The sequence below is a fragment of the Algoriphagus sp. CAU 1675 genome (assembly GCF_029222925.1).
Classification (GTDB): Bacteria; Bacteroidota; Bacteroidia; order Cytophagales; family Cyclobacteriaceae; genus Algoriphagus.
In genome coordinates, this window is sequence record NZ_JARHUI010000001.1 from 400,272 (window position 1) to 423,605 (window position 23,334).

The following is a 23,334-nucleotide window of genomic DNA, read 5'->3' on the forward strand; positions in this document are numbered from 1 at the left end:
CCAAAAATATTTCATAGCCCCGAGGATTTCGGGGCTTTTTTTTGCTCTTTCAGGAAGTGATTTTCTATGTATAATAGAAGTTGGGATTCAATGTTTTTACAAATTGGACAGAATCTTCATAAGAACGTCCACTTTTTTTGGTCTGCACTGGTTCCAACTAACGCTTAGTTTTTGAGTTTAATAACCAAGTATTACCATTAATTGAGATTTTGATAACTACCTGAATTTCCCTGTGTAACTTTAATTAAAATCAAGAAAATTGAATATGAACCTCAAACGAAAACTTCAAAATCACCTTTGGTTGGTATGTTTTGGATTTATTTTTCAGGCATTTTCCCAAACCACCTACCAAACTCCTCCCCAGGCCATTGCGGACTTGGTCAATGCTCCGAGTACTCCAACGGTGCGATTTTCCGAAAACGGAGACTGGATGTTGCTTCTGGAAAGTGCAGATAATCCGTCGATAGAAGAATTGTCCCAGCCTGAACTAAGGATTGCCGGACTTCGGATCAATCCTGCAATCTCAGGTCCTAGCAGAAGCCGAGGAGTTGAAAATGTCAAGATCAAAATGACCCATAGTGGACAAGAAATCCTGATTAAGGGCTTGCCTGAAAAACCTTCTATGGGAGGTTTTTCCCTTTCTAAAGATGAAAAATACTTGGCCTTTACCAATAAGGAATCAGATGGAATCAGCCTTTGGGTAGTGGATTTGGGCACTTTTGAGGCCAGAAAGCTTACAGATGGAATTGTGAATGAGGTGTATGGAAATGCTTTGGTTTGGACTCCGGAAAATCAACTTTTGGTGAAAGCCGTGAATCCTTCCCGAGGGGAAATTCCCAAAAGACCAACTGCTCCTTCAGGCCCAATTGTTCAGGAAACTAGCGGAGATGCTGCCCCAAGCAGAACCTATCAGGATTTGCTTGAAAACCCATATGATGAGGCTTTATTCGCCTACTTCATGGACTCTCAGTTGATGTTGGTTAGTCTGGACGGAAACAAAAAGTCTATAGGGCCTAATGGAATGATCAAGTCTTTCGACCTCTCTCCAGACGGATCCTATATCCTAGTTGACCTTATCAAAAAGCCTTTTTCTTATCTGGTTCCCGCGTCTAGGTTCCCTTATGACGTAGAGATTTGGTCAAAGGACGGGAACAAAGTAAAAACCTTGGCTCAGATTCCATTGGATGAAAACCGTCCTACAGGTTTCGATGCGACTGTGACAGGGCCCAGAAATATCAATTGGAGAGCCGATAAGCCTTCCATGTTGTATTGGGTAGAGGCTCAGGATGGTGGAGATGCCAGAGTGGAGATCGAGGAAAGAGAAATTGTCTACACCTTGGATGCACCATTTACTTCCCAAAAGAAGAAACTGGCTAGTACAGCTTACCGTTTTGCTGGGATCGCTTGGTCGGATGATCAATTTGCCATCTTAAATGAACGTTGGTCTGGATCCAGAAAAGAGGTCCGTTCGATTATCAATCCTTCCAATCCTGCTCAGCCCAAGCAAGTGATCATTGATCGTTCCTCCGATGACTTGTACAATGATCCGGGAGATCCGCTTTATAAGGAAAATGAGTATGGAAGAAATGTGTTGATGCGAAAAGGGGATTTGATTTTCATGACCAGCCCGGGAGGCTCTCCAGAGGGAAACATGCCTTTCCTTTCTACTTTCAATACAAAAACCAAAGAGCAAGAAATCCTTTGGAGATCGCAGGCTCCGTATTACGAGCGAGTGGTGAAGGTATTGGACGAAAATGGAAATGAGTTCATTACGCTTAAGGAAAGCACAGATATTCAACCAAATTACTGGTTAGTTAATACGAAAAAGAGAATTGCCCCGCAGCAAATTACGGAATTTGCCCATCCTTATGAGGGGCTAAAGGGTATCCAAAAACAGCTGGTTACCTACAAAAGAAAAGACGGCCTGAATCTTTCTGCTGTGATCTATACGCCTGCGGGTTATGATCCTGCTAAAGACGGTCCATTACCCGTATTGATGTGGGCTTATCCTAGAGAATACAAGTCAGCAGCAGTGGCAGCCCAAGTTAGAGGCTCCAAGTATGCATTTACCAGATTGAGTTGGGGTTCTCCGATCTATTGGGTAACCCAGGGCTATGCGATTATGGATCAAACGGAAATGCCAATTGTAGGTGAAGGAGACAAAGAGCCCAACGACTATTTCATAGAACAGCTGGTAGCCAATGCAGAAGCTGCCATCGACAAAATAGTGGAAATGGGAATCGGAGACAGAATGCGGATTGGTGTTGGCGGACATTCCTATGGAGCTTTCATGACTGCAAACCTTCTTTCGCATACGAATCTTTTTGCTGCAGGAATTGCAAGGAGTGGGGCTTACAACCGAACCTTGACTCCATTTGGATTCCAGTATGAGCAACGCACCTATTGGGAAGCTCCGGAAGTTTACTTCAATATGTCCCCATTCTCATTTGCACATAAAGTGGAGACTCCTATTCTCCTGATCCACGGACAGGCAGATAATAATTCAGGGACTTTTCCTATTCAGTCAGAGCGTTATTACAATGCCTTGAAAGGCCATGGGGCAACTGCCAGATTGGTCTTTCTTCCTCATGAAAGCCATGGCTATGCGGCCAAGGAATCCATCTTGCATACCCTTTATGAAATGGATACTTGGTTGGAGAAATTCGTGAAGAATAGGAATAAAATTGATACCTCGAAATAATTAAAATGAGGAGAAAACACCCCGTCCAATAATTAGATTTGGACGGGGTTTCTTTTTGGATTTTATCCCAAATCTGTTCCCCACATCAAGATCAAAAACAAAACTCCGAGGACAATTCTGTAGTAGCCAAATGCCTTAAAGCCATGGCTAGAGACAAATTTTAGAAAAAGTTTGACGGCGAACCAGGCTGAAATAAAAGCCACCCCAGAGCCTATTGCCAATAAAACCAATTGATCCTGGGTAAAGGCCAAATCGGATTTGATCAAGTCGTAGCCTCCTGCTGCCATCATAGTAGGGACTGCCAAAAGAAAGGAGAATTCTGTAGCCTGTTTTTTGTCCAGCCCATTGAATACCCCACCGATAATAGTTGCAGCCGCTCTGGAAGTTCCTGGAACCATGGAAAGGCATTGGCAGAGCCCTATGAAGAAAGCGTTTTTGTAGGAAAGGTCTTCTACCTCAGATAAGTTAGACTCCCTGCTGACCACCTTTTTGTCTATTAGAATAAGGATCACTCCACCTACTATCAGGGACACTGAAACTACAATGGGATTAAATAGATACCCTTTGATAAAATCATAGGCCAACAATCCCACGATGGCAGTAGGAATAAAAGCTGCCAACAATTTGAAATAGATTTTCAAGCCCCTGAAAAACCGCTTAATGTACATCAGGGCTATCGCCAATATGGCCCCGAGCTGGATGAATACTTCAAAGGTTTTGACGAATTCATCGTCATGAATTCCCATGGCGGCAGATGCCAAAATCATGTGGCCTGTCGAGGAAATGGGTAAAAACTCGGTGAGTCCTTCAATAATGGCAATGATGATGGATTGAAAAAGAGTCATTCTGTATTTTTTAACTAGGTAGCAAAACTAATAATCCTATCCGGATGCCCGTTGTGGGAATTGGAATTATACCAGATTTTTCAGGATTTAGCGTGCCGTTTGGATTTTTTTCTTTTCTTTAAACTAAACTTCACGACAATGAAAAAATTGATTTTTCCAATTCTTTTAATTTTCTGGTCTGTTGGAGCTTTTTCACAGGAGTTGAAAGAAGTGCCAATAAACAGTCAGATTCAAGATGTTACACTTTTCCTTTCGGGTGCTCAGGTTTTTGAAATAGCCTCCGGGCAAGTTCCTGCTGGAGAATCCATAGTCTTGGTAAAGGGCCTGTCTCCGTATTTGGATGAAAAGAGCATTCAGGTGAAAGGACAGGGTGACTTTACCATTCAGGCAGTAAATAAACGCTTGGATTTTTTAAGCGAGAAGGAGGTTGGGGAGAAAGTGATAGCCTTGGAAGCCCAGATAGAGGAAATCAGAAAGAGTCAGATTTTGGCAAAAAACAGAATTGAAGTCTTAGCAAATAAGGCGAGTTTGCTCAGTGCCAACAAAGATTTGGGAGGCAACCAAACAGGTCCCACCATGGCAGAACTTAGGGCAGCTTTGGATTTTTTTGATACGGAACTCACTAAAATCTCTAATGAAGAACTTGAGGTAAAATCCAAGATCGCCGAAGGTGATAAGGAACTGGAACGCCTTCGTAATCAGATTTTGGCAATGCAGGAAAGTGAAAACAAATCAACCTCTGAAATCCGCATCCGGGTCAAAGCATCAAGTATAGGAAATGCCAGTTTTCAGATCAATTACTTAGTAGCCAATGCCGGCTGGTATCCCAAATACGATATTCGAGTAAAAAACATCAATCGAGCCCTTCAACTCAACTACAAAGCTGAAGTTTATCAAAATACTGGTGTAGATTGGAAAAACGTCAAACTCCGCTTTTCAAATGCTAACCCTAATCAAAGTGGTCAGGCACCAGTTTTGGAAAAATGGGAACTGAATTATGCCCGATATACCACGGTAAATAAATTATCCGTCCCTCAAATGCCCGGGATGGTAAGCGGAGTTGTTTTGGACGAATTTGGAGGGCCAGTTCCGGGAGCAAGTGTTTTGGTGAAAGGAACCACGATTGGAACTTCCACTGATTTAAATGGGAAATATTCCTTGACATTGCCAAACGATGCCAAAAGCCTTGTTTTTTCTTTTATTGGATATGTGAGCCAAGAAGTGGGGGTCCAAGGTAAATCAACTATAAGCGTTAGTCTGGTTCCTGATGAACAAGCACTTCAGGAAGTGGTTGTGACTGGTTATGGTGTAAGTAATAAAAAAAGCCTCGAAAGAAGAGTGGCTGGGGTAAATATTCGTGGTTCTAGTAGTTTGAGGGAAAGGGATTCAGCCCCCCTCCTGACTTCCTTCGTCGAAAACCAAACTACTGTAGAAATTGAAGTTGCCGAACCCTATTCGATCAAAACAAATGGGGAAAGAACACTGGTTGATTTAAAAGCCTATGAAATCCCTGCGACCTATCAATACACTGCCATTCCAAAACTGGACAAGGATGCTTTTCTGATCGCAGAAATCCCCGATTGGAGCCAATACAGCTTGCTTGAGGGAGAAAGCAACCTCTACTTTGAGGACGGATTCGTGGGGAGATCAATCCTGAATGCTGCTTCGCTTCAGGATACTCTTCAGATTTCAATGGGTAGGGATAGATCCATTGTGATGCAGCGGGAAAAAGTGGATCAGTTTTCCAAAAAACGCACTATTGGTTCCAATATTACCGAGAATAGGGGCTTCGAAATCATCCTTAAAAACAACAAATCCCAGGCGGTGACTCTAGTCGTTAAAGACCAGATTCCTGTTTCGGTTAATTCCAACATTACTGTAACTCCCGGGGAACTCAGTGGTGGAAAATTGGATGATCAGACTGGAATAGTTATCTGGGAACTAAATTTGCCTCCTGGAGGACAACAAAAGTTATCTCTTCAGTACGAGGTCAAATACCCTAAATCAGAACGAATTATTTTGGATTAAAATAACCCTGTTATGAAAGATATTTATGATCCCAAGGTTACTGACGAACTAATCGAGCGGATCAATCAACTCAAACCTGATACCCCGGCCCTTTGGGGAAAAATGTCCGTGGATCAGATGCTTGCCCACTGTAGTGTGGCCTATGAAATGGCATTCACCAACATTCACCCCAAACCCAATCCTTTGATGCGTTTTTTGCTAAAAGCATTTGTGAAAAAAGGAGTGGTAAATGAAGTTCCTTACAAAAAGAATCTTCGGACTGCTCCAGTATTCATCATTTCTGATCACAAAAACTTCGAAGAGGAAAAAGCGAGGCTGATCAAATACCTTGACCATACTGTTGTTTTGGGCAGGGATCATTTTGAGGGAAAAGAATCCCTTTCCTTTGGAAAAATGACCTCATTGGAATGGAATAATCTATTTTATAAGCATCTCGATCATCATTTAAATCAGTTTGGGGTATAAGGAAATTGATTGTTTCAAAAGGTTCCTTTAAAGCTTTTTCATATCGTTAAAAAATCTATTACAAATGAGTTATTTCAAAAAATCAGTTTTGCATTCATGCTTCGTCCTATTCTGTTTCAGTTTTTCACATTCCCTGTTCGCCCAATCTACTAATTTCAGTTATGGTCAATGGGAGGCAATAATCAGCAGACAAGTTAAATATCCTATTGAGGCCCTTCGGGCAAGAAAAGAAGGCATTGTGGCGGTTGCCCTTAGTACGGATGCTTCCGGAAATTTACAGGACATCAAGCTAGAGGGTGAACCTTTACCCATTTTTGGGGAACTAGTCTTGAATGCTGTAGAATCTTCCCGTGATTTATGGAGCGCTGAAATGTTGGGAGAGCGAGAGAAGGGAAACACCTACTTTATGGTTTTCAATTTTATGATTGTAATGGAAGGAAATTCCGAGGAGACCCGGATTAAATCTGCCATAAATTATATCCAAAAGGGAAAGCCGGATAAAGCTTTAAAAATTGCGGATAAATTGGTTGAGGAAAACCCCTACAGTGTCAAAAGATTAGAACTCAGATCCCAAATCCATCGCCAGCTTGGGAATGAACAAGAGGCTACGGATGATCTGTTAGCTTATCAAAAAATTCAAAAACAGACCCTTTCACAAATTGATATAAAAGCTTTTAGACAAGTGTCAACCAGACCGGTATCTGGGACCCTCCTTAATAATCCTTAGAATTTTGTTTGACTAAATTGCTCCCAAATAGGCGCGAAGAGTTTTAAAATCAAATAATAATATTTAAATTTTAGTGAATAAACTTATTTTATTATGAAAAGGATACTATTGATTTTTAGCACATTAGCTATTACTGTGTCAACTCTTCAAGCACAGGATTATAGTTTGTCCAAATTATTTGCAAAAAATGTCAAATACCCTACGGAGGCAAGAATGGAAAATGTTCAGGGCCCGGTCTCCGTGGCCATTTGGATTGATGAAAATGGATATCCTTCTGGCTCTTCAAAAGTATTGGCAGGAGATGAGATTCTTGCCCAAGAAATCTTGTCGACTTTGCAGGAGATTGAGAGCAATTGGACTCCAGATCTATTAGAGGGAAAGGAATTCGGAAAGGAATATATATTGCACTTCCGTTTTAAAATTTCGGGTCCTACCTCTTCCCATTCAGCCTATTACCCCGATCAGGTTTCCGATGGGCATGATATTGACTTGGATCAAATCAATTTCTGGATCAATAAAAATCCCTATAGACCTGATTTTTATGAAATCAGAGCGAAATATTATGAGCAAAACGGGGATGGAATTTTGGCAGAAATTGACCGAAGGGCTGCTGAGGTTTTGAAAGAAAAACAACTTTCGGATATGTTGGTTGTAGGCTATCCGCCTGTCTATAAAAAGAGTTTGTCCGCAGAATAAGAGTAATCTCATGTCCAAAATAGCTGCTCCCCTAATAACAGCTTGTATTCTTATTTTAAATGCATGTTCTCCACCTACCAGTTCGGAAAAACAAAAAAGCTCTATCGGCTCCGAACAATTTCCCGAAGTATTGGAAATTCCTCTTGGAGACAATTCACAAAACTCATTGGACTGGGCAGGAACCTATTTTGCCGTATTACCTTGTGCACACTGTGAGGGCATTGAAACTTGGGTGACTTTGAACCAAGACGGAACATTTGAATTGAAGACCAATTACTTGGGATTGAATGATGCCCTGGAAGAAATCTATACGGGGAAATTCAAATGGGATGAAACTGGATCCGTGGTACAGTTTGAGGGGTTGATCGGTAATGCTCCAGGAAAATATAGGGTTGGCGAAAACCAAATCTGGCACCTAGACAAAGAAGGAAACCGCATCGAAGGAGAGCTTGCGGAGCGCTACATTCTCAAAAAGCGCTAGACTTATTTAAACCGAACGATCTTTCCATGGGCTTTGGAAGTCATCTCCTGAGGTATTGAAGCAGTTATTTCCTTATAAAGCAATTCCACCAATTTTTGCTTAAGGTAACTTCTATTTAGGATGATACTTACTTCCCGGGTAGGAGGTACTCCGGTAAATGGGCGAAGTCTGCTTTTTTCCTCCTCAGACAATTCAAAGGTGGCCAACTCCGGAAGAAGCGTGATTCCTTCATAGCGGTTGACCATATTTTTCAAACCTTCCAATGATCCGCTTTCATAATGGAAGTTTTCATGGCCTCCACTTGTTTGATCACAGAAATTGATCACCTGATCCCTGAAGCAATGTCCCTGCTGCATGATCCAAAGCTCATTGGACTTGATTTTATCCACACTGATTTCCTTTTGTTCCAAAAGAGGATGGTTTTTGGATAGGTAGGCATAGAATTTCTCATAAAACATAGGTTTCTCCAAAACCCCTGGCTCGTCAAGTGGGGTGACCACAATCCCCAAGTCCAATTCGTCATTTTTGAGTTTTTTGACGATTTCCTCTGTGACCATTTCCTGGACTTCCAGCTTGACATGTGGGTAGTTCTCCAGGAATTTTCGGATAAACAGATGAAGGAGATAGGGTGCCAAAGTTGGAATGATTCCCAACTTGATCGTGCCGGAAATATCCCCTTTCAATTGGGCCACCAACTCAAAAATCCCTTTGCTTTCGGATACCACCCGTTTGGCCTGGGAGATTACCTGAACCCCGATTTCAGTAGGGATCACTGGCATCTTGCTTCTGTCAAAGAGAATCACTCCCAATTCCTTCTCCAGTTTGCTCAGTTGTGCACTAAGTGTAGGTTGAGTAACAAAACAGGATTCAGCGGCATGGCCAAAATGTCGGTACTTGTCTACTGCAATCAGGTATTCGAGTTGTTGGATAGTCATAGATAAAAACTATTTCATTGCTAAGTTAGAAAAAGGCGAAAGAGTTCACCATTCAAAACCTGTATTTGATCTTTCAACTTCTTAATTGCCTTTCCATCCTAATTCTTTTAATTAAGTATCACTTTGTTTTTCATGGCCAAAGAAAAAAAGTAATTTATATTCTAAATATTCTTGAAAATCAATTAAATAACCCGAAAACCTATTGAAAAATGTCTAAATCTAAATTTTCCAGAAGAAAATTTCTTGGAGCTTCCTTGCTGACTGGGGCTGGCTTGAGTGTCATGCCGCAGACTTCTTTTGCTTTCTCTTCCCCCTTTTCTGAGTCAAGCCTTACTGTCCGTTTGGGCTTTATTGGAGTGGGCAGGCAGGCAATGGGACTTTTGAACCGCTTTATGGCAATCCCAGGAGTGGAGGTAGTTGCCGGTTCTGATGTTTATGCCATCAAGAGGGAAAGATTTGTGCAGCGGGTAAAAAAGAATTATGCAGAAAGGGGCCAATCAGCTCCAGATGTCAAAGTTTATGAAGACTATAAGGAGTTGCTGTCCAATCCAGAAGTGGATGCTGTAGTCATTGCTACCCCGGATCATTGGCACGCTAAAATTGCCATTGATTCTTGTAGGGCAAAAAAGGACATCTATCTGGAAAAACCTTTGACTTTTACCATTCTGGAAGGTCAGGAACTGGTTAAGGCTGTTCGGGCAAATGGAATAGTTCTGGCAGTTGGCAGTATGCAGCGTGCTGCAGTCAATTTCCAGACTGCTGCAGGTCATGTGCAAAAAGGCAAATTGGGGAAAATCTCCCAGGTTTTGGTCCACGTGGGAGATGACCCGCATCCAAAGACCTACGATTTAGATGCCCAGCCGGTTCCAGCTGGCTTGAACTGGGAAAAGTGGTTAGGCCCTCTCCCGAATTTGTCTTACAATGAAGAACTGAATCCCTCAATCAGTTTGGATCCTGAAGAAAATGAAAAGAAATGGGGAGGATGGAGATGGTATAAAGAGACCGGTGGAGGTTTAATGACTGATTGGGGAGCCCATATGATTGATATCGCCCAATGGGGCCTTGGGATGGATAGAAATGGCCCGGTGGAAGTAATCCCTGCAAAAGGGGATCAGCCTCTAACCTACAAGTATGCCAATGGAGTGGAAATGTTGATAACTAAGTTTGATGAGGGAAGGCAGGGTGTGAAATTTATTGGTGAAAAAGGTTGGATCAAGGTTTCACGAGGGAATTATGACACCTCCATTCCCGAGCTTTCATTAGATAAAAATCCGGATAATTTTAATTTCAATTTACACCACGTGGATTTTATCCAATCCATTTTGAGGAGAAAAGACCCCATCGTACCCGTGGAGGTTGGTCACAGTACTTGTTCGGTTTGTACAATTGGGAATATTGCCAAGGAATTGGGTAGACCCCTAAAATGGGACCCAATTGCCCAGAATTTCGGAGATGATTATGAAGCAAATGTTCGTCTTCATTACACCTATCAGAATGGGATTTCCCTTTCATAAACCTAAAATTATCATGAAATTATTCAAGCAGCAGCTATTGTGGATAAGTGCATTTGTTTTGATTCTAGCCTCCTGTGGTAAAGAATCCACTACAGAGGTTTCTGGAGACTCAATCGCAGACTTATCCACATTTGTAGCGGACCCTCAATTTATGGAGGAGCAAGCCATTGGTAAACTCGAAATCGGTGATCAGGCTCCTCCGTTTAATCTGCCCGGAACCGATGGTAAGTTTTACAACCTGGAGGATTTTGCCGGTTCTGATGTCTTGGTGGTTAATTTTACCTGCAATCATTGTCCTACTGCTCAAGCCTATGAAGATCGCTTTATACAGGCTGTGGATAAGTATGGAAAAGAATCTGTGGCTTTTGTGGCGATTTCTGCCAATAGCCCAATTGGGATTTTGCCGGAAGAATTGGGGTATACAGAGCTAAGCGATACCTATGAGGAAATGAAAATCAGGGCTGTGGATAAGTCCTTTAATTTCCCATACCTCTATGACGGGGATACCCATGAATTCTCCCTTGCCTATGGACCTACAGCTACCCCACATGTCTTTGTTTTCGATAAGGACCGAAAATTGGTTTATTCAGGAAGAATTGATGCATCTGAAAAACCCGGAACCGGACAAGCAGAAGATCTTTATAAAGCCATTGAATATGCACTGAGAGGAGAGGAATTATCTGCAGATGAAGCTCAAACCCCAGCTTTCGGTTGTTCTATGAAATGGGCCTGGAAAAACGAATACACTATCAAAACCAATAAGGCATGGAAGGAAAAAGAAGTGACTTTAGAAAAGTTATCCACATCCGGATTGGCGGACCTACTGAAGAACAATTCGGATGAATTACTTCTTGTAAACTTTTGGGCAACTTGGTGTGGACCATGCATCATCGAGTACCCTGAGTTTGTTTATATCCAAAGAATGTATGGGGAAAGGGATTTTCAGTTTGTGTCAGTTTCCATGGATAATCCCGATCAGGCTGACAAAGCCTTAAAGTACCTCAAAGGCAAGGCATCTGCATTACCAAATTACATCATGGATACGGATGATAAATATGAGGTCATCAAGGTGGTTGGTGAAGATTGGGACGGGAGTCTTCCTATTACGCTTTTGATTGAGCCAGGAGGCAGGATTGCCTACAAAGTCCCCGGTACAATTGATGCTTTGGAACTCAAAAGACAAATTGTTGACCACCCTATGATTGGGAGGTATTATTGACCCTGTCTAGATCCGTTTGATATTGATTTTCAAACGGATCATTTTTTGCCAGATTTTAGACTGAAATCACATTTTTAAAATTAAATTGTATCAAATCATAATTTCAGAGCTATGTCCGTTTCATCAGAGGATCTTCAGGGACTTTCCTTGGATTTATATTCCGCCTCCAGATTGCTTATTCAATCATTTCAGAATCTCTTGAATGAAATTCCCCTGACTTATCCACAATTTTTGGTGATGCGGGTTTTGTGGGAAAGGGATGGGCTTTATGTGAATCAAATAGGGGAAAAACTCCATTTGGATTCAGGCACATTGACTCCTCTTTTGAAAAAATTGGAGGCTCATAATTTTGTAAAGAGAATTCGAAGCGAAAAGGATGAACGAAAGGTCAAAATTGAGTTGACTTTTCCTGGAAAGTCACTTCAGAAGAAAACCCAGGACGTGTTGAGTCAATTGGAACCCATCTTTGAAACCTTGGATGAAAAATCTATTTCCTCATTAAACACTTCCCTCAAAGACTTGTTAGATCACTTGAATCCCAAGAGCAAGTGAACCTATGAAAAAACTTAATATTGATTATACTGCTACGGTAATAAATACCGGAGGAAGAAATGGCCATGTCCGTTCCGAAGATGGACTCATAGATTTTAAGGTAGCCATGCCTAAGGAAATCGGAGGAAAGGGAGGTGAAATAAATGCTGAGCAATTGTTTGCTGCGGCCTATGCCAGTTGTTTTGGATCTACCCTGGCAGCTGTATCAAAGAAAACCAGCTTAAAAGATTCCTCGATCACTGCAAATGTGCATTTGGGAAATTTTGGCCCCGGGGATTATGGAATCGCAGTTGATTTATTGGTGAGAATTCCTCAGGCATCTTCCCTAGATGAAGCTCAGGAACTTGTCGATTTGGCACATGAGCACTGTATTTATTCCAAGGCAATTTGGGGAAATGTAGAAGTGAATGTAAAAGCAATAGAGTAGGCAAAAGGATTAGGGTTTTCACAATACTACTACCCCTTTTCCCAGCATTTTTCTTTCCAGCAATGCCTGAAGGGCTTCGGGAACTTCCTCGAGCCTGTATTCTTTTCCGATATGCTGCTTGATTTTTCCTTCCTTTATCCAACCTGCCAGTTGGTCTATATTTTCCCTGTTCGCTTTTGGCTCTAGTCTTGAAAATTGTCCCCAAAAAACACCTATGATTGAACAGCCTTTCAAAAGAGGGAGGTTCATTGGGATTTTTGGGATGTCTCCACCCGCAAAACCAACAATTAGATATCTGCCTTGCCAGGCAATTCCTCTTAGGGCTGGTTCAGTATATTTTCCCCCAACTGGATCGAAGATTACATCCACCCCTTTGCCATGGGAGAGTTCTTTGATCCTTGTCTTTAGGTCCTCCGATTCGTAATTGATCATTAAATCAGCACCTTTTTGACGGCAGAGCGCGAGTTTCTCTTCAGAGGAAGCTGCAGCAATCACCTTTGCATCCATTAGCTTTCCCAGTTCTACCGCTGCCAACCCAACCCCTCCTGCTGCTCCCAATACCAAAAGCCTTTCTCCAGCTTTTAAAAGTGCCCTGTCCTTCAGAGCATGGTAGGCAGTTGCATAAGTATATAGGGTGCTTGCGGCTTCTTCGGCTTTCAGTCCTTTTGGCAAAAGAAAGACTCTGTCCTGATCCACGGCGACTTTTTCGGCAAATCCCCCCCATCCGCATAGGGCCAATACAGGATCGCCGATTTGGAACTTATCCACATTCTCGCCTAGAGCTATGATTTTTCCTGCAACTTCCCCTCCGGGGGAAAAGGGCAATTCGGGGCGAAACTGATATTTGTTTTGAATGATCAACACATCAGGGAAATTGACTCCACAGGCTTCGACCTGAATTAAAACTTGATCGGGACCTAGAACCGGGTCGGGTAGTTCTCCAAATTTCAAAGTCTCTGGAAGTCCGTATTGCTCGCAAATAATCGCTTTCATGAAATGCTTCTTTTGTCACCGAGAAAAGTGGGTTTAAAGTAGGCATTTCCTGCCGAAAGCGATAATTTTGAGGCCTTTAAACAATCAGATATAATCCCATGGCAGTAAACGATTTCATACAGGCAAACAAAGACAGATTTCTCAATGAATTACTGGACTTGCTCCGGATTCCTTCCGTAAGTGCCGACCCTAAATTCAAAAACGATGTCTTTGCGGCAGCACAGTTTGTCAAGGAAAGCCTTGTAAAGGCTGGTGCTGATGTAGCGGAAATCTGTGAGACTGCGGGATATCCTATCGTTTACGGAGAAAAAATCATCGACCCTTCACTTCCTACGGTATTGGTCTATGGACACTATGATGTACAGCCGGCCGATCCCTATGAACTCTGGGATTCCCCTCCTTTTGAACCGGTGATCAAAAAGACAAAAACCCATCCGGAGGGAGCCATTTTTGCTAGAGGTTCTGCAGATGACAAGGGGCAGTTTTACATGCATGTCAAAGCATTCGAGGCAATGATGGCTTCCGGTGATCTTCCCTGCAATGTGAAATTCATGATTGAAGGTGAAGAGGAAGTTGGCTCCGACAACCTTGACAAATTTGTGATCGAGAATAAGGAAAAGCTGAAAGCTGACGTGATTTTGATTTCAGATACCCATATGATTTCAATGCAGGATCCTTCCATCACAGTGGGACTACGTGGCATGGCTTATATGGAAGTAGAGGTTACCGGTGCCAATCGGGATTTGCATTCAGGAACCTATGGAGGTGCAGTTGCCAACCCTATCAATGTACTTTGCTCTATGATCGCCTCCATGAAAGATGAAAATGAGCATATCACCATTCCGGGATTTTATGACAAAGTGCAGGAGCTTACTACCGAACAAAGAAATCGATTGAATGAAGCTCCTTTTAATCTCAATGAATACAAGGAAAAGCTAGAAATCGATGAAGTCCATGGAGAAAAAGGATTTACCACTATCGAACGAGTGGGAATTAGACCAACTTTGGATGTAAACGGCATTTGGGGAGGTTACACCGGGGAGGGAGCGAAAACAGTCCTTCCTTCAAAGGCATTTGCCAAGATATCCATGCGATTGGTTCCTGATCAGGATTGGCATGAAATTGCCCAACTTTTCGAGGACTATTTCAGATCAATTGCTCCTGCTTCAGTCAAGGTTAAGGTGAAAAGTCATCATGGAGGTTCTCCAGCTGTGGTTTCTGATACCTCTGTCGGATACAAAGCAGCAGAAGCCGCTATGGAAGAAACTTTTGGAAAAAGACCGATTCCTACAAGGGAAGGCGGTTCCATTCCTATAGTGGCTCTGTTCCAGAAAGAATTGGGTTCTGATCCAATTTTGTTTGGTTTTGGTTTGGATACGGATGCGCTTCATTCACCCAATGAGCATTATGGTGTTCAAAACTATTTCATTGGAATCGAAACCATTGCGGCTTTCTTTAGGCATTTTCGGAAATTGAGTGCAGAATGAGTGGAAGCCCGGAACCATCCGGCTTGCTGAATCATTGAATAAAAAAGTACAAAGGAACCTATGAATATCCCCCAAAATAAGGTTGGAAAGTTTTTCACCCTGATTTTCCTGTTTCTTAGTCTAGTTGCTCAAGCACAGATTATCTCCCCTCCCAAATGGACGGTAAGCCTTGAACCAGCCCAACCCGACCTTGGAAAAGAGGCGACCCTGATTTTTGAGGCGGAAATCCCAACGGCTTGGTATATCTATTCAAACGACTTTGATCCGGATTTGGGGCCAATACTTACCACTTTGACCTTGGACAAGCCAGAAGGGTATGAACTGGTTGGCAGCTTGAAGGCCATCAATCCCAAGGAAAAGTATGATGAGGTATGGGAAGGGGATATCACCTACTTCATGGGGAAAGGTAGATTCGAACAAACCCTATCCATTCTTTCTGCATCCGGCAAGATTTCCGGAGTATTGGAGTACCAGATGTGTTCGGACCTGACCGGGCAGTGCATTAATTATGAAGAGGACATTTCCCTAGAATTTTCCGCAGTAGGAGAACCAGATGCAACACAGATAGCTCCCTCTAATCCTGAGGAATCTGGGGAGGTTTTTTCTTTGATGGATGAAAAGCCCGCTTCAAATGAGGCAATTCAGAAAGAGGACGAAGCAATCGAACCTTTTCTGGAAGGGGAATCCCTTGCTGATGAATCGGTATGGAGCTTTATGGTCTTGGCCTTTTTGGCAGGGCTTGCAGCTTTGATCACTCCTTGCGTATTTCCAATGATTCCAATGACGGTGAGTTTTTTCACCGGTAGAACAAAGAAAAGATCCACAGGAATCAGAAATGCCTTTATCTATGGGATATCCATCATTGGAATTTATACAGTTGCGGGAACAGCTGTAGCGGCCATCCAGGGTCCTGAATTTGCCAATTGGCTGGCAACCCACTGGCTACCCAACCTCTTTTTCTTTGGGATTTTCATCTTCTTTGCCCTCGCATTCCTGGGCATGTTTGAGATTACTTTGCCTTCTGGATTTGTGAACAAGATCGACCGCAAAGCAGAAAAAGGGGGAATGGCAGGGATATTCTTTATGGCCTTCACCTTGGTGCTGGTGTCTTTCTCTTGTACCGGTCCTATCGTGGGATCCATTTTGATTTCTTCTGCTGGAGGCGAATTGTTAAAACCAATTCTGGGAATGTTTTCATTTTCTCTAGCCTTCGCGATTCCTTTTACCCTGTTTGCCATTTTCCCCGAATGGATGAACCGTCTTCCCAAATCCGGTGGTTGGTTGAACTCCGTGAAAGTCGTTCTTGGTTTTCTGGAGTTGGCCTTGGCTTTCAAATTCCTTTCCATTGCCGATTTGGTTTATCATTGGGGAATTTTGGACAGGGATGTATTCCTTGTGATCTGGATTGTCATTTTCGGAGCCTTGGCTTTTTACCTTTTGGGGAAAATCCGCCTGCCTCACGATTCCAAACTGGACTCCATAGGTGTGCCGAGATTGTTGCTTTCCCTTGTGACCTTCATGTTTGTGATTTACATGATCCCGGGTCTTTGGGGAGCGCCTTTGAAATATCTTAGCGGATATTTACCACCTATGACTACCCAACAATTCAAGTTTGAAGGGGGAATGATAGACAAGGAAGCTTCCGAAAATATTCTTGGTGAAAAGGTGAAGTATTCGGATCTCTTGGAGATTCCACATGGAATTCATGGTTACTTTGATTACGAACAGGCATTAAAAGCAGCCAAAAAGGCGGGGAAACCTCTATTGATTGACTTTACCGGGCACGGCTGTGTCAACTGTAGGAAGATGGAGGAGAATGTATGGGTAGATCCCGAGGTGTTGAGAAGGTTGAAACAGGATTTTGTCATGGTAGCTCTTTATATCGATGAGCGCTTGGAGTTGCCAGAAAGTGAGTGGTACACTTCCGAATATGACGGTAAAGTGAAAAAGACCTTAGGCAAGCAAAATGCGGATTTTCAGATTACCCGGTTTCAGAACAATGCCCAGCCTTATTATGTGATTTTGGACCATGAGGAAAAGCTTTTGGCCAGGCCCCGTGCTTATGACACCAGTATTCCTGGTTTTATTGAGTTCTTGGATGGAGCCAAAAGGGAATTTGAGAAAAAATAACAAAAGGGGCTTTTCATTTAGGAAAAGCCCCTTTGTTTTAAAATTTCACTTTAGTTGAGACTTTTTGGCCTTGGCGCTCATATTCAAGGTCTGTTTCATCTCCTTTTTGAAAAGCACTTAAAGCTCTCATATAACTCATCATATCCACTATACTGGAATCCCCGAGCTGAAGGATTACGTCACCCTTTTCCAGTCCTGCAGCTTGGGCAGGTTTATCCTCAGAAACCCCGTCGATGCGCATGCCCACCCCATCATATAGGTAATCGGGAACCACTCCCAGAGAAACTGTAAATCGGGGAGAGTCCCCGTTGGAATCTTTTGTTTTGGTAAAGGCAAGTTTGGGTTCGGTATCAAGTTGCCCGACCAGCCGCTCGATGTAGCGGACAATTTTTAGAAGACCTTCATAATTGATTTTGTCCGCGTCATCTGATGGGCGGTGATAATCCCCGTGTTGTCCTGTGAAAAAGTGTAATACAGGCAAATCCTGCAAATAAAAAGAAGTATGATCAGAGGGACCTACTCCTGATTCTGAAGTCACCAGATGTAAACTGTCAGAATTTACCAAGTCTAAAACAGGAACAAAAGAAGGACTGGTCCCCACGCCGTTGATGGCAAGATTCTTCTCTTCATTAAGTCTTCCCACCATATCCATATTGATCATGTAATTGATATTTTCGAGAGGGATCGTTGGGTTTTTGACAAAATAATTGGATCCCCAAAGCCCGTTTTCTTCTCCTGAAAAAGCTATAAACAGGAAATTGGAATTTGCTTTTTGATTGGATAGAATTTCAGCAAGGGCAACCAAGGCTGCCGTCCCGGAGGCATTGTCGTCGGCACCGTTGTGGATAGCTGAATCCCCTCTGTGGAGAGAACTGTTTCCTCCCATTCCCAAGTGGTCAAAATGTGCTCCGATCACGAGAGTATGCTGGGATTGGTTATCAATATATCCGATCACATTTTGACCTGTGATTCCTTCTCCATCAGTTCCGATAATGGCTTCCTCATGAGGATTGGAGGGTTTTGACACCGTAAAACTCTGGAAATAACCATCGGTACCTTTGGGTTCCAAGCCGATTTTCTTAAACCTTTCAGCAAGGTATTTGGCGGCCATTTCTTCCCCGGCTGTTCCAATGGCTCTTCCTCCCAAATCATCAGCTGCCAGATAATATACGTCTGTTTGAAGCTGCTCCAGAATTGATTCATCCGAGGTGTTGGATTGGCAGGCAACGGAAAAAGTCACCAGGGAAATAATACCGAGGGAAAATCTTAGAGATTTATTCATGTTTTTCATAGGTTTAGTCCAAAGATAATAATTGCTATTTTCGGGCAACTATCCATACGATCAAATTTAAAATGAGACTATCACTTATCGCTTTTCTTTTTGCCGCTGCGATTGCTTGCAGTCCAAAATCCACCACTGAATCAGAGTCCATGGCATCGGTCCATTCTTCCAGTGATTCCCTATTGCTCTCTCCTGAGGAAATGAAATACCTAAAAAACATCAAGCAGCTGACTTTTGGGGGAAATAATGCGGAAGCCTATTGGTCCTTCAATGATAGTCTCTTGGTTTTCCAGTCTGATTATTCAGAATGGGGAGCGGCCTGTGACCAAATCTTTTACCTCAACTGGAGAGAGGACGACCTTAAAAATAATTCCCCTCAGCTTCTTTCTACCGGATTGGGACGTACTACCTGTTCCTATTTCCTTCCGGACAATCAAACCATAGTCTATGCCTCAACCCATTTGGGTGGTGAAGAATGCCCGCCTGTGCCCGAAAGAAGAACTGACGGAAAATACGTATGGCCTATCTATGATTCCTTCGATATTTTCACAGCGGATCTAAATGGAAATATTCTTTCGCAGTTGACCAGTGAGCCGGGGTATGATGCTGAGGCAACTGTATCTCCCAAGGGAGATAAAATCGTGTTCACTTCCCTGAGAACAGGGGATTTGGAGCTGTATACCATGAACCTGGATGGGACGGATGTCAGACAGATTACTTCAGATTTGGGCTATGATGGTGGAGCCTTCTTTTCTCCGGATGGCAGCAAATTGATCTGGAGAGCATCACGGCCGCAGACTGAAGAGGATATTCAGGAGTACAAGGAGCTTTTGGCAGAGGGTCTGGTCATGCCTACGGATATGGAACTATATATATCCAATGTGGATGGTTCGGATATGAGAAAACTGACTGATTTGGGAAAGGCCAATTGGGCACCGTTCTTTCATCCCTCAGGTGAAAAAATCATTTTTGCTTCCAATCATCAGACAGAGCGTGGTTTTCCTTTCAATTTATTCATGATTAATCTGGATGGCACCGGATTAACCAAAATCACCTCAGATGATACCTTTGATGCATTTCCGGTATTTTCAAATGATGGCAAATACTTGGTTTTCTCCTCTAATCGGAACAATGGAGGAACCCGGGATACCAACCTATTTGTAGCGGAATGGATTGGGGATTGAGAAACTTCTAAAGGAATTAAAACCGCTTTTTGAGCGGTTTTTTTTGTATCCCTTCCAATCCTTTTTTAATTTTTCAGTTACTCCAACCTATTTTTCTCTTGCCTATGAGTAGTTATTCGAGATTGATTTTGCCGCTTTTGGTGACCATGGCCTTGGCTGTGGCCAAGTTTTATTTCAAAGATTCGGCCCAAGAATGGGAGGGTATGCTAGGCTATCTTCCTCATCTGAATACCGTGTTGATTATTTTTGGCATTACTTGGTGCCTTTTGGTTTTGATGAAGGTGTTGAAGGAAATCCTGCTGCGGCAATTTGATATTTCAAAGGAGGATAATCTCAGGGCCCGCAAGATGTACACCCAAATCAATATCCTCCAGAAGATTGCCAATTTTGTCATATTAATTATAGGAATAGGGCTGATCCTGCTGTCCTTTGAATCCATACGGCAGATTGGAGTAGGCTTATTTGCCTCTGCCGGAGTAGCGGGGATAATCATCGGTTTTTCTGCACAGAAAGCCATTGGAACCTTGATTGCAGGGATTCAGATTGCATTTGCCCAACCTTTTCGTCTGGATGATGCAGTGGTAGTGGAAGGAGAGTGGGGCTGGATCGAAGAGATCAATTTGACCTATGTAGTCGTGAAAATCTGGGATCAAAGGAGACTGGTTTTGCCCACGACGTATTTTTTAGAAAAACCCTTTCAAAACTGGACCCGAACCTCTGCTGATATTATCGGATCCGTGTTTCTCTATACCGATTACTCCGTTTCCTTTGATGCGCTCAGGAAGGAACTGGACAGGATTTTGGAAGGCAATCCGCTTTGGGACAAAAAAGTAAAGGTTCTTCAGGTCACAGATGCCAAGGAATATACTGTGGAAAGCAGGATTTTGGTTTCTGCCAAAAACTCTCCAACTGCTTGGGATTTGAGAGTGTATGTCCGGGAAAAAATGATTGAGTTTTTACAAAAAAACCACCCCGAATCCCTGTCCAAAACCAGGGTACTTCTGGAAAAACAAAGCCCGGAGAAATGAAAGGAATTCTGGTTTTATGTCTGTCTTGCATTCTTTTTTCAACCTTTGCACAGGAGAATTCGGAGCAAAAGAGGACACTTGAGTTTTCAGGCTTTTTGGATTTTTATTATGGTTTTGACTTCAACCGGCCTGCGGAAAGTAAAAGATTTCCTTTTTTGTATAATCATACCCGACATGACCAGTTTGCTTTAAACCTTGGATTGCTGAGTGCAACCTACAGGTCAATTGGTTTTCGGGCAAATTTGGCTTTGCAAAGGGGAACCTATGTGGCTGACAATTACAGTTTGGAGCCAAAAGCACTTCGATGGATCCATCAAGCAAATATTGGGTTGGCATTGAACCCGAAGCAAAACCTATGGTTGGATGTGGGTATAATGCCTTCCCATATTGGGTTTGAAAGTGCAGTCTCTACCGAAAATTTGACCTTGTCCAGATCTTTGGTTGCAGAAAACAGTCCCTATTTTGAAACAGGGGCAAAGTTGGGGTGGTCAGCTTCAGAAAAATGGGATTTAGCACTTTTTTACTTGATTGGCTGGCAAAGGATCAAAGGAATCGAAGGGAAGAATAAGCCCTCTTTTGGAACCCAAGCTATATTTCGTCCATCCGAAAAGGCCAGTATCAACTGGAGTACATTTTTGGGCACCAACGATGGGATCGAACTTAATAGAATGCTTTACTTCAGCAATTTCTATGGGAATTTCAAACTGGGTTCCCGCTGGAAATTGATTTCTGGATTTGATTTGGGATGGAGAACTCAAGAGGCCTCCCCGACGGCTCAATGGTGGGGCTTTTCTGCCATTGCAAGTTATTCTTGGTCTGAAAATCTTTCCTCTGCGTTTCGATGGGAACATTATGCAGACCAAGAAGGCGTGATTGCTCAGGCATTTTTTGGGACTGGACTCCAAACCTCTGGATATTCGATCAATGTAGATCGGAAAATGGGTAAATGGGGAATGATTAGGCTGGAATCCCGTTGGCTGATTTCTCCCAAAGAGTCCTTTCTTCGATCAGGAGATTCAGTTTCCGATAATTTCTTTTTGCTGGGCTCCTTTGCCGTCCAGATAGATTAAAGCGTATCTAAGTTTTTAATGTAGAATTCTGCCTGATCCAGGATTTCGGGTTTGTTTTTCATTTTGTCCCAGGTTTTGTAGACCATGCCAATTCTTGGGTTTTTCTCCAGTTTTTCACGGTTTCGTTCATAGAAATGCCAGTAAAGACTATTGAAAGGGCATGCCCCATTGCCTGTTTTTTCAGTGGGTTTATAAGCACAGTGTGAGCAATAATTACTCATTTTTTTAATGTAATTGGCTGAGGACACATAGGGTTTTGTCCCCACTATTCCTCCGTCTGCAAATTGGCTCATTCCTCTGGTATTGGTGATTTCCACCCACTCTATTGCATCGATGTAAATTCCCAAATACCATTTGTCCACTTCATCAGGGGCTATTCCTGCCAACAATGCAAAATTCCCAGTTACCATAAGTCGCTGTATATGGTGTGCGTAGGCCATTTCCAGAGATTGTCCAATGGAATGGGAAAGACATTTCATTTTTGTGTTGCCTGTCCAATACCAAACGGGTAATTTCCTTTTGTGCCCGAAAAAATTCAACTCTGCAAATTCGGGCATTTTGGCCCAGTAAATACCTCGCATGTATTCTCTCCATCCAATAATTTGACGGATAAAACCCTCTACCTGGGATAGTGAAATTTGGTTTTGATTTGCAATCCAATATTGCTCTACCTTTTCCACAACTTCAAGAGGTGTGATCAGTTTTGTATTGAGTGAAAAACTCAGGCGGGAATGAAATAAATAGGGATCCCAAGTACTCATTGCATCCTGAAAATCACCGAAATGTACCAGTAGATTTTTACAGAAATAATCCAAAAGCTCTAGGCTTTCTTTTCGGGAAATGGGCCAAGGAAAGGAGTCTGGATCAAGGGTTCCAATGGTTTTGACTCCAGCTTTTTGGATCATTTCATAGATTTCATGTGCCTTTTTTGGATAGGTTTTAGCTTTAGGCAATAAGTGTTTATCCTTAAATGCGGATCTGTTTTCTTGATCAAAATTCCACCTGCCCCCTATTGGATCTTTGCCATCCATCAGAATGTGGAATTTTTTCCGCATCTCCCGATAAAATGATTCCATCAGGAAGTTCTTTTTACCTCTGAAAAATTCCTTTAAAAACCCGCGATCCGTTAAAAAATGTTCGGTATCAAATGCTTTTACTGGAATGCCTAGGGATTCGGAGAGCAATCCCAATTGTTTGTCCAGTCGGTATTCATCTGGAAGTTGATATTCCAGTTTCTCAAAGCCTTGTTCTTGAATGAGTGTTACAAGTATTTTTTCTAATTCCTGCTCGTTTTCAGGATTGTCAAGTTTGTAATAGATGAGTTGATGTCCATTTTTCTTTATTTTTTCTCCAAAGTGGCGCATGGCCAGAAAGAAGGCAATGATTTTTTGAATATGGTGTTGGACATAATCTGTTTCCTGACGCATTTCAACCATCAGGTAGGTGATTTCAGGATTGATTTCCGAAAACCAGGAATGGTTGCTATTGAGTTGATCCCCGAGGATCAGCCGTAAGGTTTTGGGCATAAAAAAAGGACTTTATTAGATAAAGCCCATTTTACAACCTTTGT

At 42.5% G+C, this 23,334-nt stretch carries 20 protein-coding genes; 15 read left to right on the forward strand and 5 right to left on the reverse strand.

What is annotated here, in order from left to right:
- The first annotated feature begins 265 nt into the window (after positions 1–265).
- On the forward strand, positions 266–2,701 hold the full coding sequence (locus P2G54_RS01780) for a prolyl oligopeptidase family serine peptidase (protein WP_275867611.1): 2,436 nt from the start codon (positions 266–268) through the stop codon (positions 2,699–2,701).
- A gap of 62 nt (positions 2,702–2,763) precedes the next feature.
- Here the strand turns inward: P2G54_RS01780 and P2G54_RS01785 are convergent, their stop codons facing one another.
- A complete protein-coding gene (locus P2G54_RS01785) occupies positions 2,764–3,546 on the reverse strand; it encodes an undecaprenyl-diphosphate phosphatase (RefSeq protein ID WP_275867612.1) in 783 nt (260 codons plus the stop codon).
- A 138-nt stretch (positions 3,547–3,684) separates the two neighbouring features.
- Between P2G54_RS01785 and P2G54_RS01790 the strand changes: the two genes are divergently transcribed.
- The 5 genes from P2G54_RS01790 (at position 3,685) to P2G54_RS01810 (ending at position 7,943) form a co-directional block, all read left to right on the forward strand.
- The gene (locus P2G54_RS01790) at positions 3,685–5,574 is read left to right on the forward strand and encodes a mucoidy inhibitor MuiA family protein (RefSeq protein WP_275867614.1); all 1,890 of its coding nucleotides are present in this window, start codon (positions 3,685–3,687) and stop codon (positions 5,572–5,574) included.
- Positions 5,575–5,586: 12 nt separating this feature from the next.
- Positions 5,587–6,039 (forward strand): hypothetical protein, encoded by a 453-nt coding sequence (locus P2G54_RS01795; RefSeq protein WP_275867616.1) that lies wholly within the window; start codon positions 5,587–5,589, stop codon positions 6,037–6,039.
- A gap of 64 nt (positions 6,040–6,103) precedes the next feature.
- Positions 6,104–6,766, forward strand: coding sequence for a hypothetical protein (locus P2G54_RS01800; RefSeq protein WP_275867618.1), 663 nt, complete (start codon positions 6,104–6,106; stop codon positions 6,764–6,766).
- A 93-nt stretch (positions 6,767–6,859) separates the two neighbouring features.
- A complete protein-coding gene (locus P2G54_RS01805; protein WP_275867619.1) occupies positions 6,860–7,462 on the forward strand; it encodes an energy transducer TonB in 603 nt (200 codons plus the stop codon).
- A 10-nt stretch (positions 7,463–7,472) separates the two neighbouring features.
- On the forward strand, positions 7,473–7,943 hold the full coding sequence (locus tag P2G54_RS01810) for a copper resistance protein NlpE (protein WP_275867621.1): 471 nt from the start codon (positions 7,473–7,475) through the stop codon (positions 7,941–7,943).
- A gap of 2 nt (positions 7,944–7,945) precedes the next feature.
- Here P2G54_RS01810 and P2G54_RS01815 read toward each other — a convergent pair whose 3' ends face one another.
- The gene (locus P2G54_RS01815) at positions 7,946–8,878 is read right to left on the reverse strand and encodes a hydrogen peroxide-inducible genes activator (protein ID WP_275867623.1); all 933 of its coding nucleotides are present in this window, start codon (positions 8,876–8,878) and stop codon (positions 7,946–7,948) included.
- Between the two features lie 209 nt (positions 8,879–9,087).
- On the opposite strand from P2G54_RS01815, the gene P2G54_RS01820 reads away from it, so the two are divergent.
- The 4 genes from P2G54_RS01820 (at position 9,088) to P2G54_RS01835 (ending at position 12,590) form a co-directional block, all read left to right on the forward strand.
- Positions 9,088–10,392: a Gfo/Idh/MocA family oxidoreductase gene (locus P2G54_RS01820; RefSeq protein ID WP_275867626.1), complete on the forward strand. Its 1,305-nt coding sequence runs from the start codon at positions 9,088–9,090 to the stop codon at positions 10,390–10,392.
- A 13-nt stretch (positions 10,393–10,405) separates the two neighbouring features.
- A complete protein-coding gene (locus P2G54_RS01825; protein ID WP_275867628.1) occupies positions 10,406–11,611 on the forward strand; it encodes a redoxin domain-containing protein in 1,206 nt (401 codons plus the stop codon).
- A 111-nt stretch (positions 11,612–11,722) separates the two neighbouring features.
- Positions 11,723–12,163 (forward strand): MarR family transcriptional regulator, encoded by a 441-nt coding sequence (locus P2G54_RS01830; RefSeq protein WP_275867630.1) that lies wholly within the window; start codon positions 11,723–11,725, stop codon positions 12,161–12,163.
- A 4-nt stretch (positions 12,164–12,167) separates the two neighbouring features.
- Positions 12,168–12,590, forward strand: a complete 423-nt coding sequence (locus P2G54_RS01835; RefSeq protein WP_275867632.1) for an Ohr family peroxiredoxin — start codon at positions 12,168–12,170, stop codon at positions 12,588–12,590.
- A gap of 18 nt (positions 12,591–12,608) precedes the next feature.
- Here P2G54_RS01835 and P2G54_RS01840 read toward each other — a convergent pair whose 3' ends face one another.
- Positions 12,609–13,583: an NADPH:quinone oxidoreductase family protein gene (locus P2G54_RS01840; protein WP_275867633.1), complete on the reverse strand. Its 975-nt coding sequence runs from the start codon at positions 13,581–13,583 to the stop codon at positions 12,609–12,611.
- A gap of 98 nt (positions 13,584–13,681) precedes the next feature.
- Between P2G54_RS01840 and P2G54_RS01845 the strand changes: the two genes are divergently transcribed.
- Entirely contained in the window at positions 13,682–15,070 is a 1,389-nt protein-coding gene (locus tag P2G54_RS01845; protein ID WP_275867635.1) for a dipeptidase, read from the forward strand.
- 60 nt (positions 15,071–15,130) lie between these two features.
- Positions 15,131–17,200, forward strand: coding sequence for a cytochrome c biogenesis protein CcdA (locus P2G54_RS01850; RefSeq protein ID WP_275867637.1), 2,070 nt, complete (start codon positions 15,131–15,133; stop codon positions 17,198–17,200).
- A 37-nt stretch (positions 17,201–17,237) separates the two neighbouring features.
- On the opposite strand, the gene P2G54_RS01855 is transcribed toward P2G54_RS01850, so the two are convergent.
- A complete protein-coding gene (locus P2G54_RS01855) occupies positions 17,238–18,482 on the reverse strand; it encodes a M28 family peptidase (RefSeq protein ID WP_275867638.1) in 1,245 nt (414 codons plus the stop codon).
- A gap of 71 nt (positions 18,483–18,553) precedes the next feature.
- Between P2G54_RS01855 and P2G54_RS01860 the strand changes: the two genes are divergently transcribed.
- The 3 genes from P2G54_RS01860 to P2G54_RS01870 all read left to right on the forward strand — a co-directional run bounded on the left by P2G54_RS01860 (position 18,554) and on the right by P2G54_RS01870 (position 21,764).
- Positions 18,554–19,666, forward strand: coding sequence for a hypothetical protein (locus tag P2G54_RS01860; RefSeq protein ID WP_275867640.1), 1,113 nt, complete (start codon positions 18,554–18,556; stop codon positions 19,664–19,666).
- A 104-nt stretch (positions 19,667–19,770) separates the two neighbouring features.
- Positions 19,771–20,694: a mechanosensitive ion channel domain-containing protein gene (locus P2G54_RS01865; RefSeq protein ID WP_275867641.1), complete on the forward strand. Its 924-nt coding sequence runs from the start codon at positions 19,771–19,773 to the stop codon at positions 20,692–20,694.
- Positions 20,691–21,764, forward strand: a complete 1,074-nt coding sequence (locus tag P2G54_RS01870; protein WP_275867643.1) for a porin — start codon at positions 20,691–20,693, stop codon at positions 21,762–21,764. The genes P2G54_RS01865 and P2G54_RS01870 overlap by 4 nt, the downstream gene beginning before the upstream one ends.
- Here P2G54_RS01870 and P2G54_RS01875 read toward each other — a convergent pair.
- The gene (locus P2G54_RS01875; protein ID WP_275867644.1) at positions 21,761–23,290 is read right to left on the reverse strand and encodes a cryptochrome/photolyase family protein; all 1,530 of its coding nucleotides are present in this window, start codon (positions 23,288–23,290) and stop codon (positions 21,761–21,763) included. The two genes, P2G54_RS01870 and P2G54_RS01875, sit on opposite strands and share 4 nt — an antisense overlap.
- Positions 23,291–23,334 lie beyond the last annotated feature (44 nt).

Bases quoted from the DNA above. Each gene is read 5' to 3' on its own strand.
- P2G54_RS01785 (WP_275867612.1), bottom strand. From the start codon at position 3,546: ATGACTCTTTTTCAATCCATCATCATTGCCATTATTGAAGGACTCACC.
- P2G54_RS01815 (WP_275867623.1), bottom strand. From the start codon at position 8,878: ATGACTATCCAACAACTCGAATACCTGATTGCAGTAGACAAGTACCGA.
- P2G54_RS01835 (WP_275867632.1), top strand. From the start codon at position 12,168: ATGAAAAAACTTAATATTGATTATACTGCTACGGTAATAAATACCGGA.
- P2G54_RS01845 (WP_275867635.1), top strand. From the start codon at position 13,682: ATGGCAGTAAACGATTTCATACAGGCAAACAAAGACAGATTTCTCAAT.
- P2G54_RS01790 (WP_275867614.1), top strand. From the start codon at position 3,685: ATGAAAAAATTGATTTTTCCAATTCTTTTAATTTTCTGGTCTGTTGGA.
- P2G54_RS01855 (WP_275867638.1), bottom strand. From the start codon at position 18,482: ATGAATAAATCTCTAAGATTTTCCCTCGGTATTATTTCCCTGGTGACT.
- P2G54_RS01780 (WP_275867611.1), top strand. From the start codon at position 266: ATGAACCTCAAACGAAAACTTCAAAATCACCTTTGGTTGGTATGTTTT.
- P2G54_RS01805 (WP_275867619.1), top strand. From the start codon at position 6,860: ATGAAAAGGATACTATTGATTTTTAGCACATTAGCTATTACTGTGTCA.
- P2G54_RS01800 (WP_275867618.1), top strand. From the start codon at position 6,104: ATGAGTTATTTCAAAAAATCAGTTTTGCATTCATGCTTCGTCCTATTC.
- P2G54_RS01795 (WP_275867616.1), top strand. From the start codon at position 5,587: ATGAAAGATATTTATGATCCCAAGGTTACTGACGAACTAATCGAGCGG.
- P2G54_RS01830 (WP_275867630.1), top strand. From the start codon at position 11,723: ATGTCCGTTTCATCAGAGGATCTTCAGGGACTTTCCTTGGATTTATAT.
- P2G54_RS01810 (WP_275867621.1), top strand. From the start codon at position 7,473: ATGTCCAAAATAGCTGCTCCCCTAATAACAGCTTGTATTCTTATTTTA.
- P2G54_RS01820 (WP_275867626.1), top strand. From the start codon at position 9,088: ATGTCTAAATCTAAATTTTCCAGAAGAAAATTTCTTGGAGCTTCCTTG.
- P2G54_RS01825 (WP_275867628.1), top strand. From the start codon at position 10,406: ATGAAATTATTCAAGCAGCAGCTATTGTGGATAAGTGCATTTGTTTTG.
- P2G54_RS01870 (WP_275867643.1), top strand. From the start codon at position 20,691: ATGAAAGGAATTCTGGTTTTATGTCTGTCTTGCATTCTTTTTTCAACC.
- P2G54_RS01860 (WP_275867640.1), top strand. From the start codon at position 18,554: ATGAGACTATCACTTATCGCTTTTCTTTTTGCCGCTGCGATTGCTTGC.
- P2G54_RS01875 (WP_275867644.1), bottom strand. From the start codon at position 23,290: ATGCCCAAAACCTTACGGCTGATCCTCGGGGATCAACTCAATAGCAAC.
- P2G54_RS01850 (WP_275867637.1), top strand. From the start codon at position 15,131: ATGAATATCCCCCAAAATAAGGTTGGAAAGTTTTTCACCCTGATTTTC.
- P2G54_RS01865 (WP_275867641.1), top strand. From the start codon at position 19,771: ATGAGTAGTTATTCGAGATTGATTTTGCCGCTTTTGGTGACCATGGCC.
- P2G54_RS01840 (WP_275867633.1), bottom strand. From the start codon at position 13,583: ATGAAAGCGATTATTTGCGAGCAATACGGACTTCCAGAGACTTTGAAA.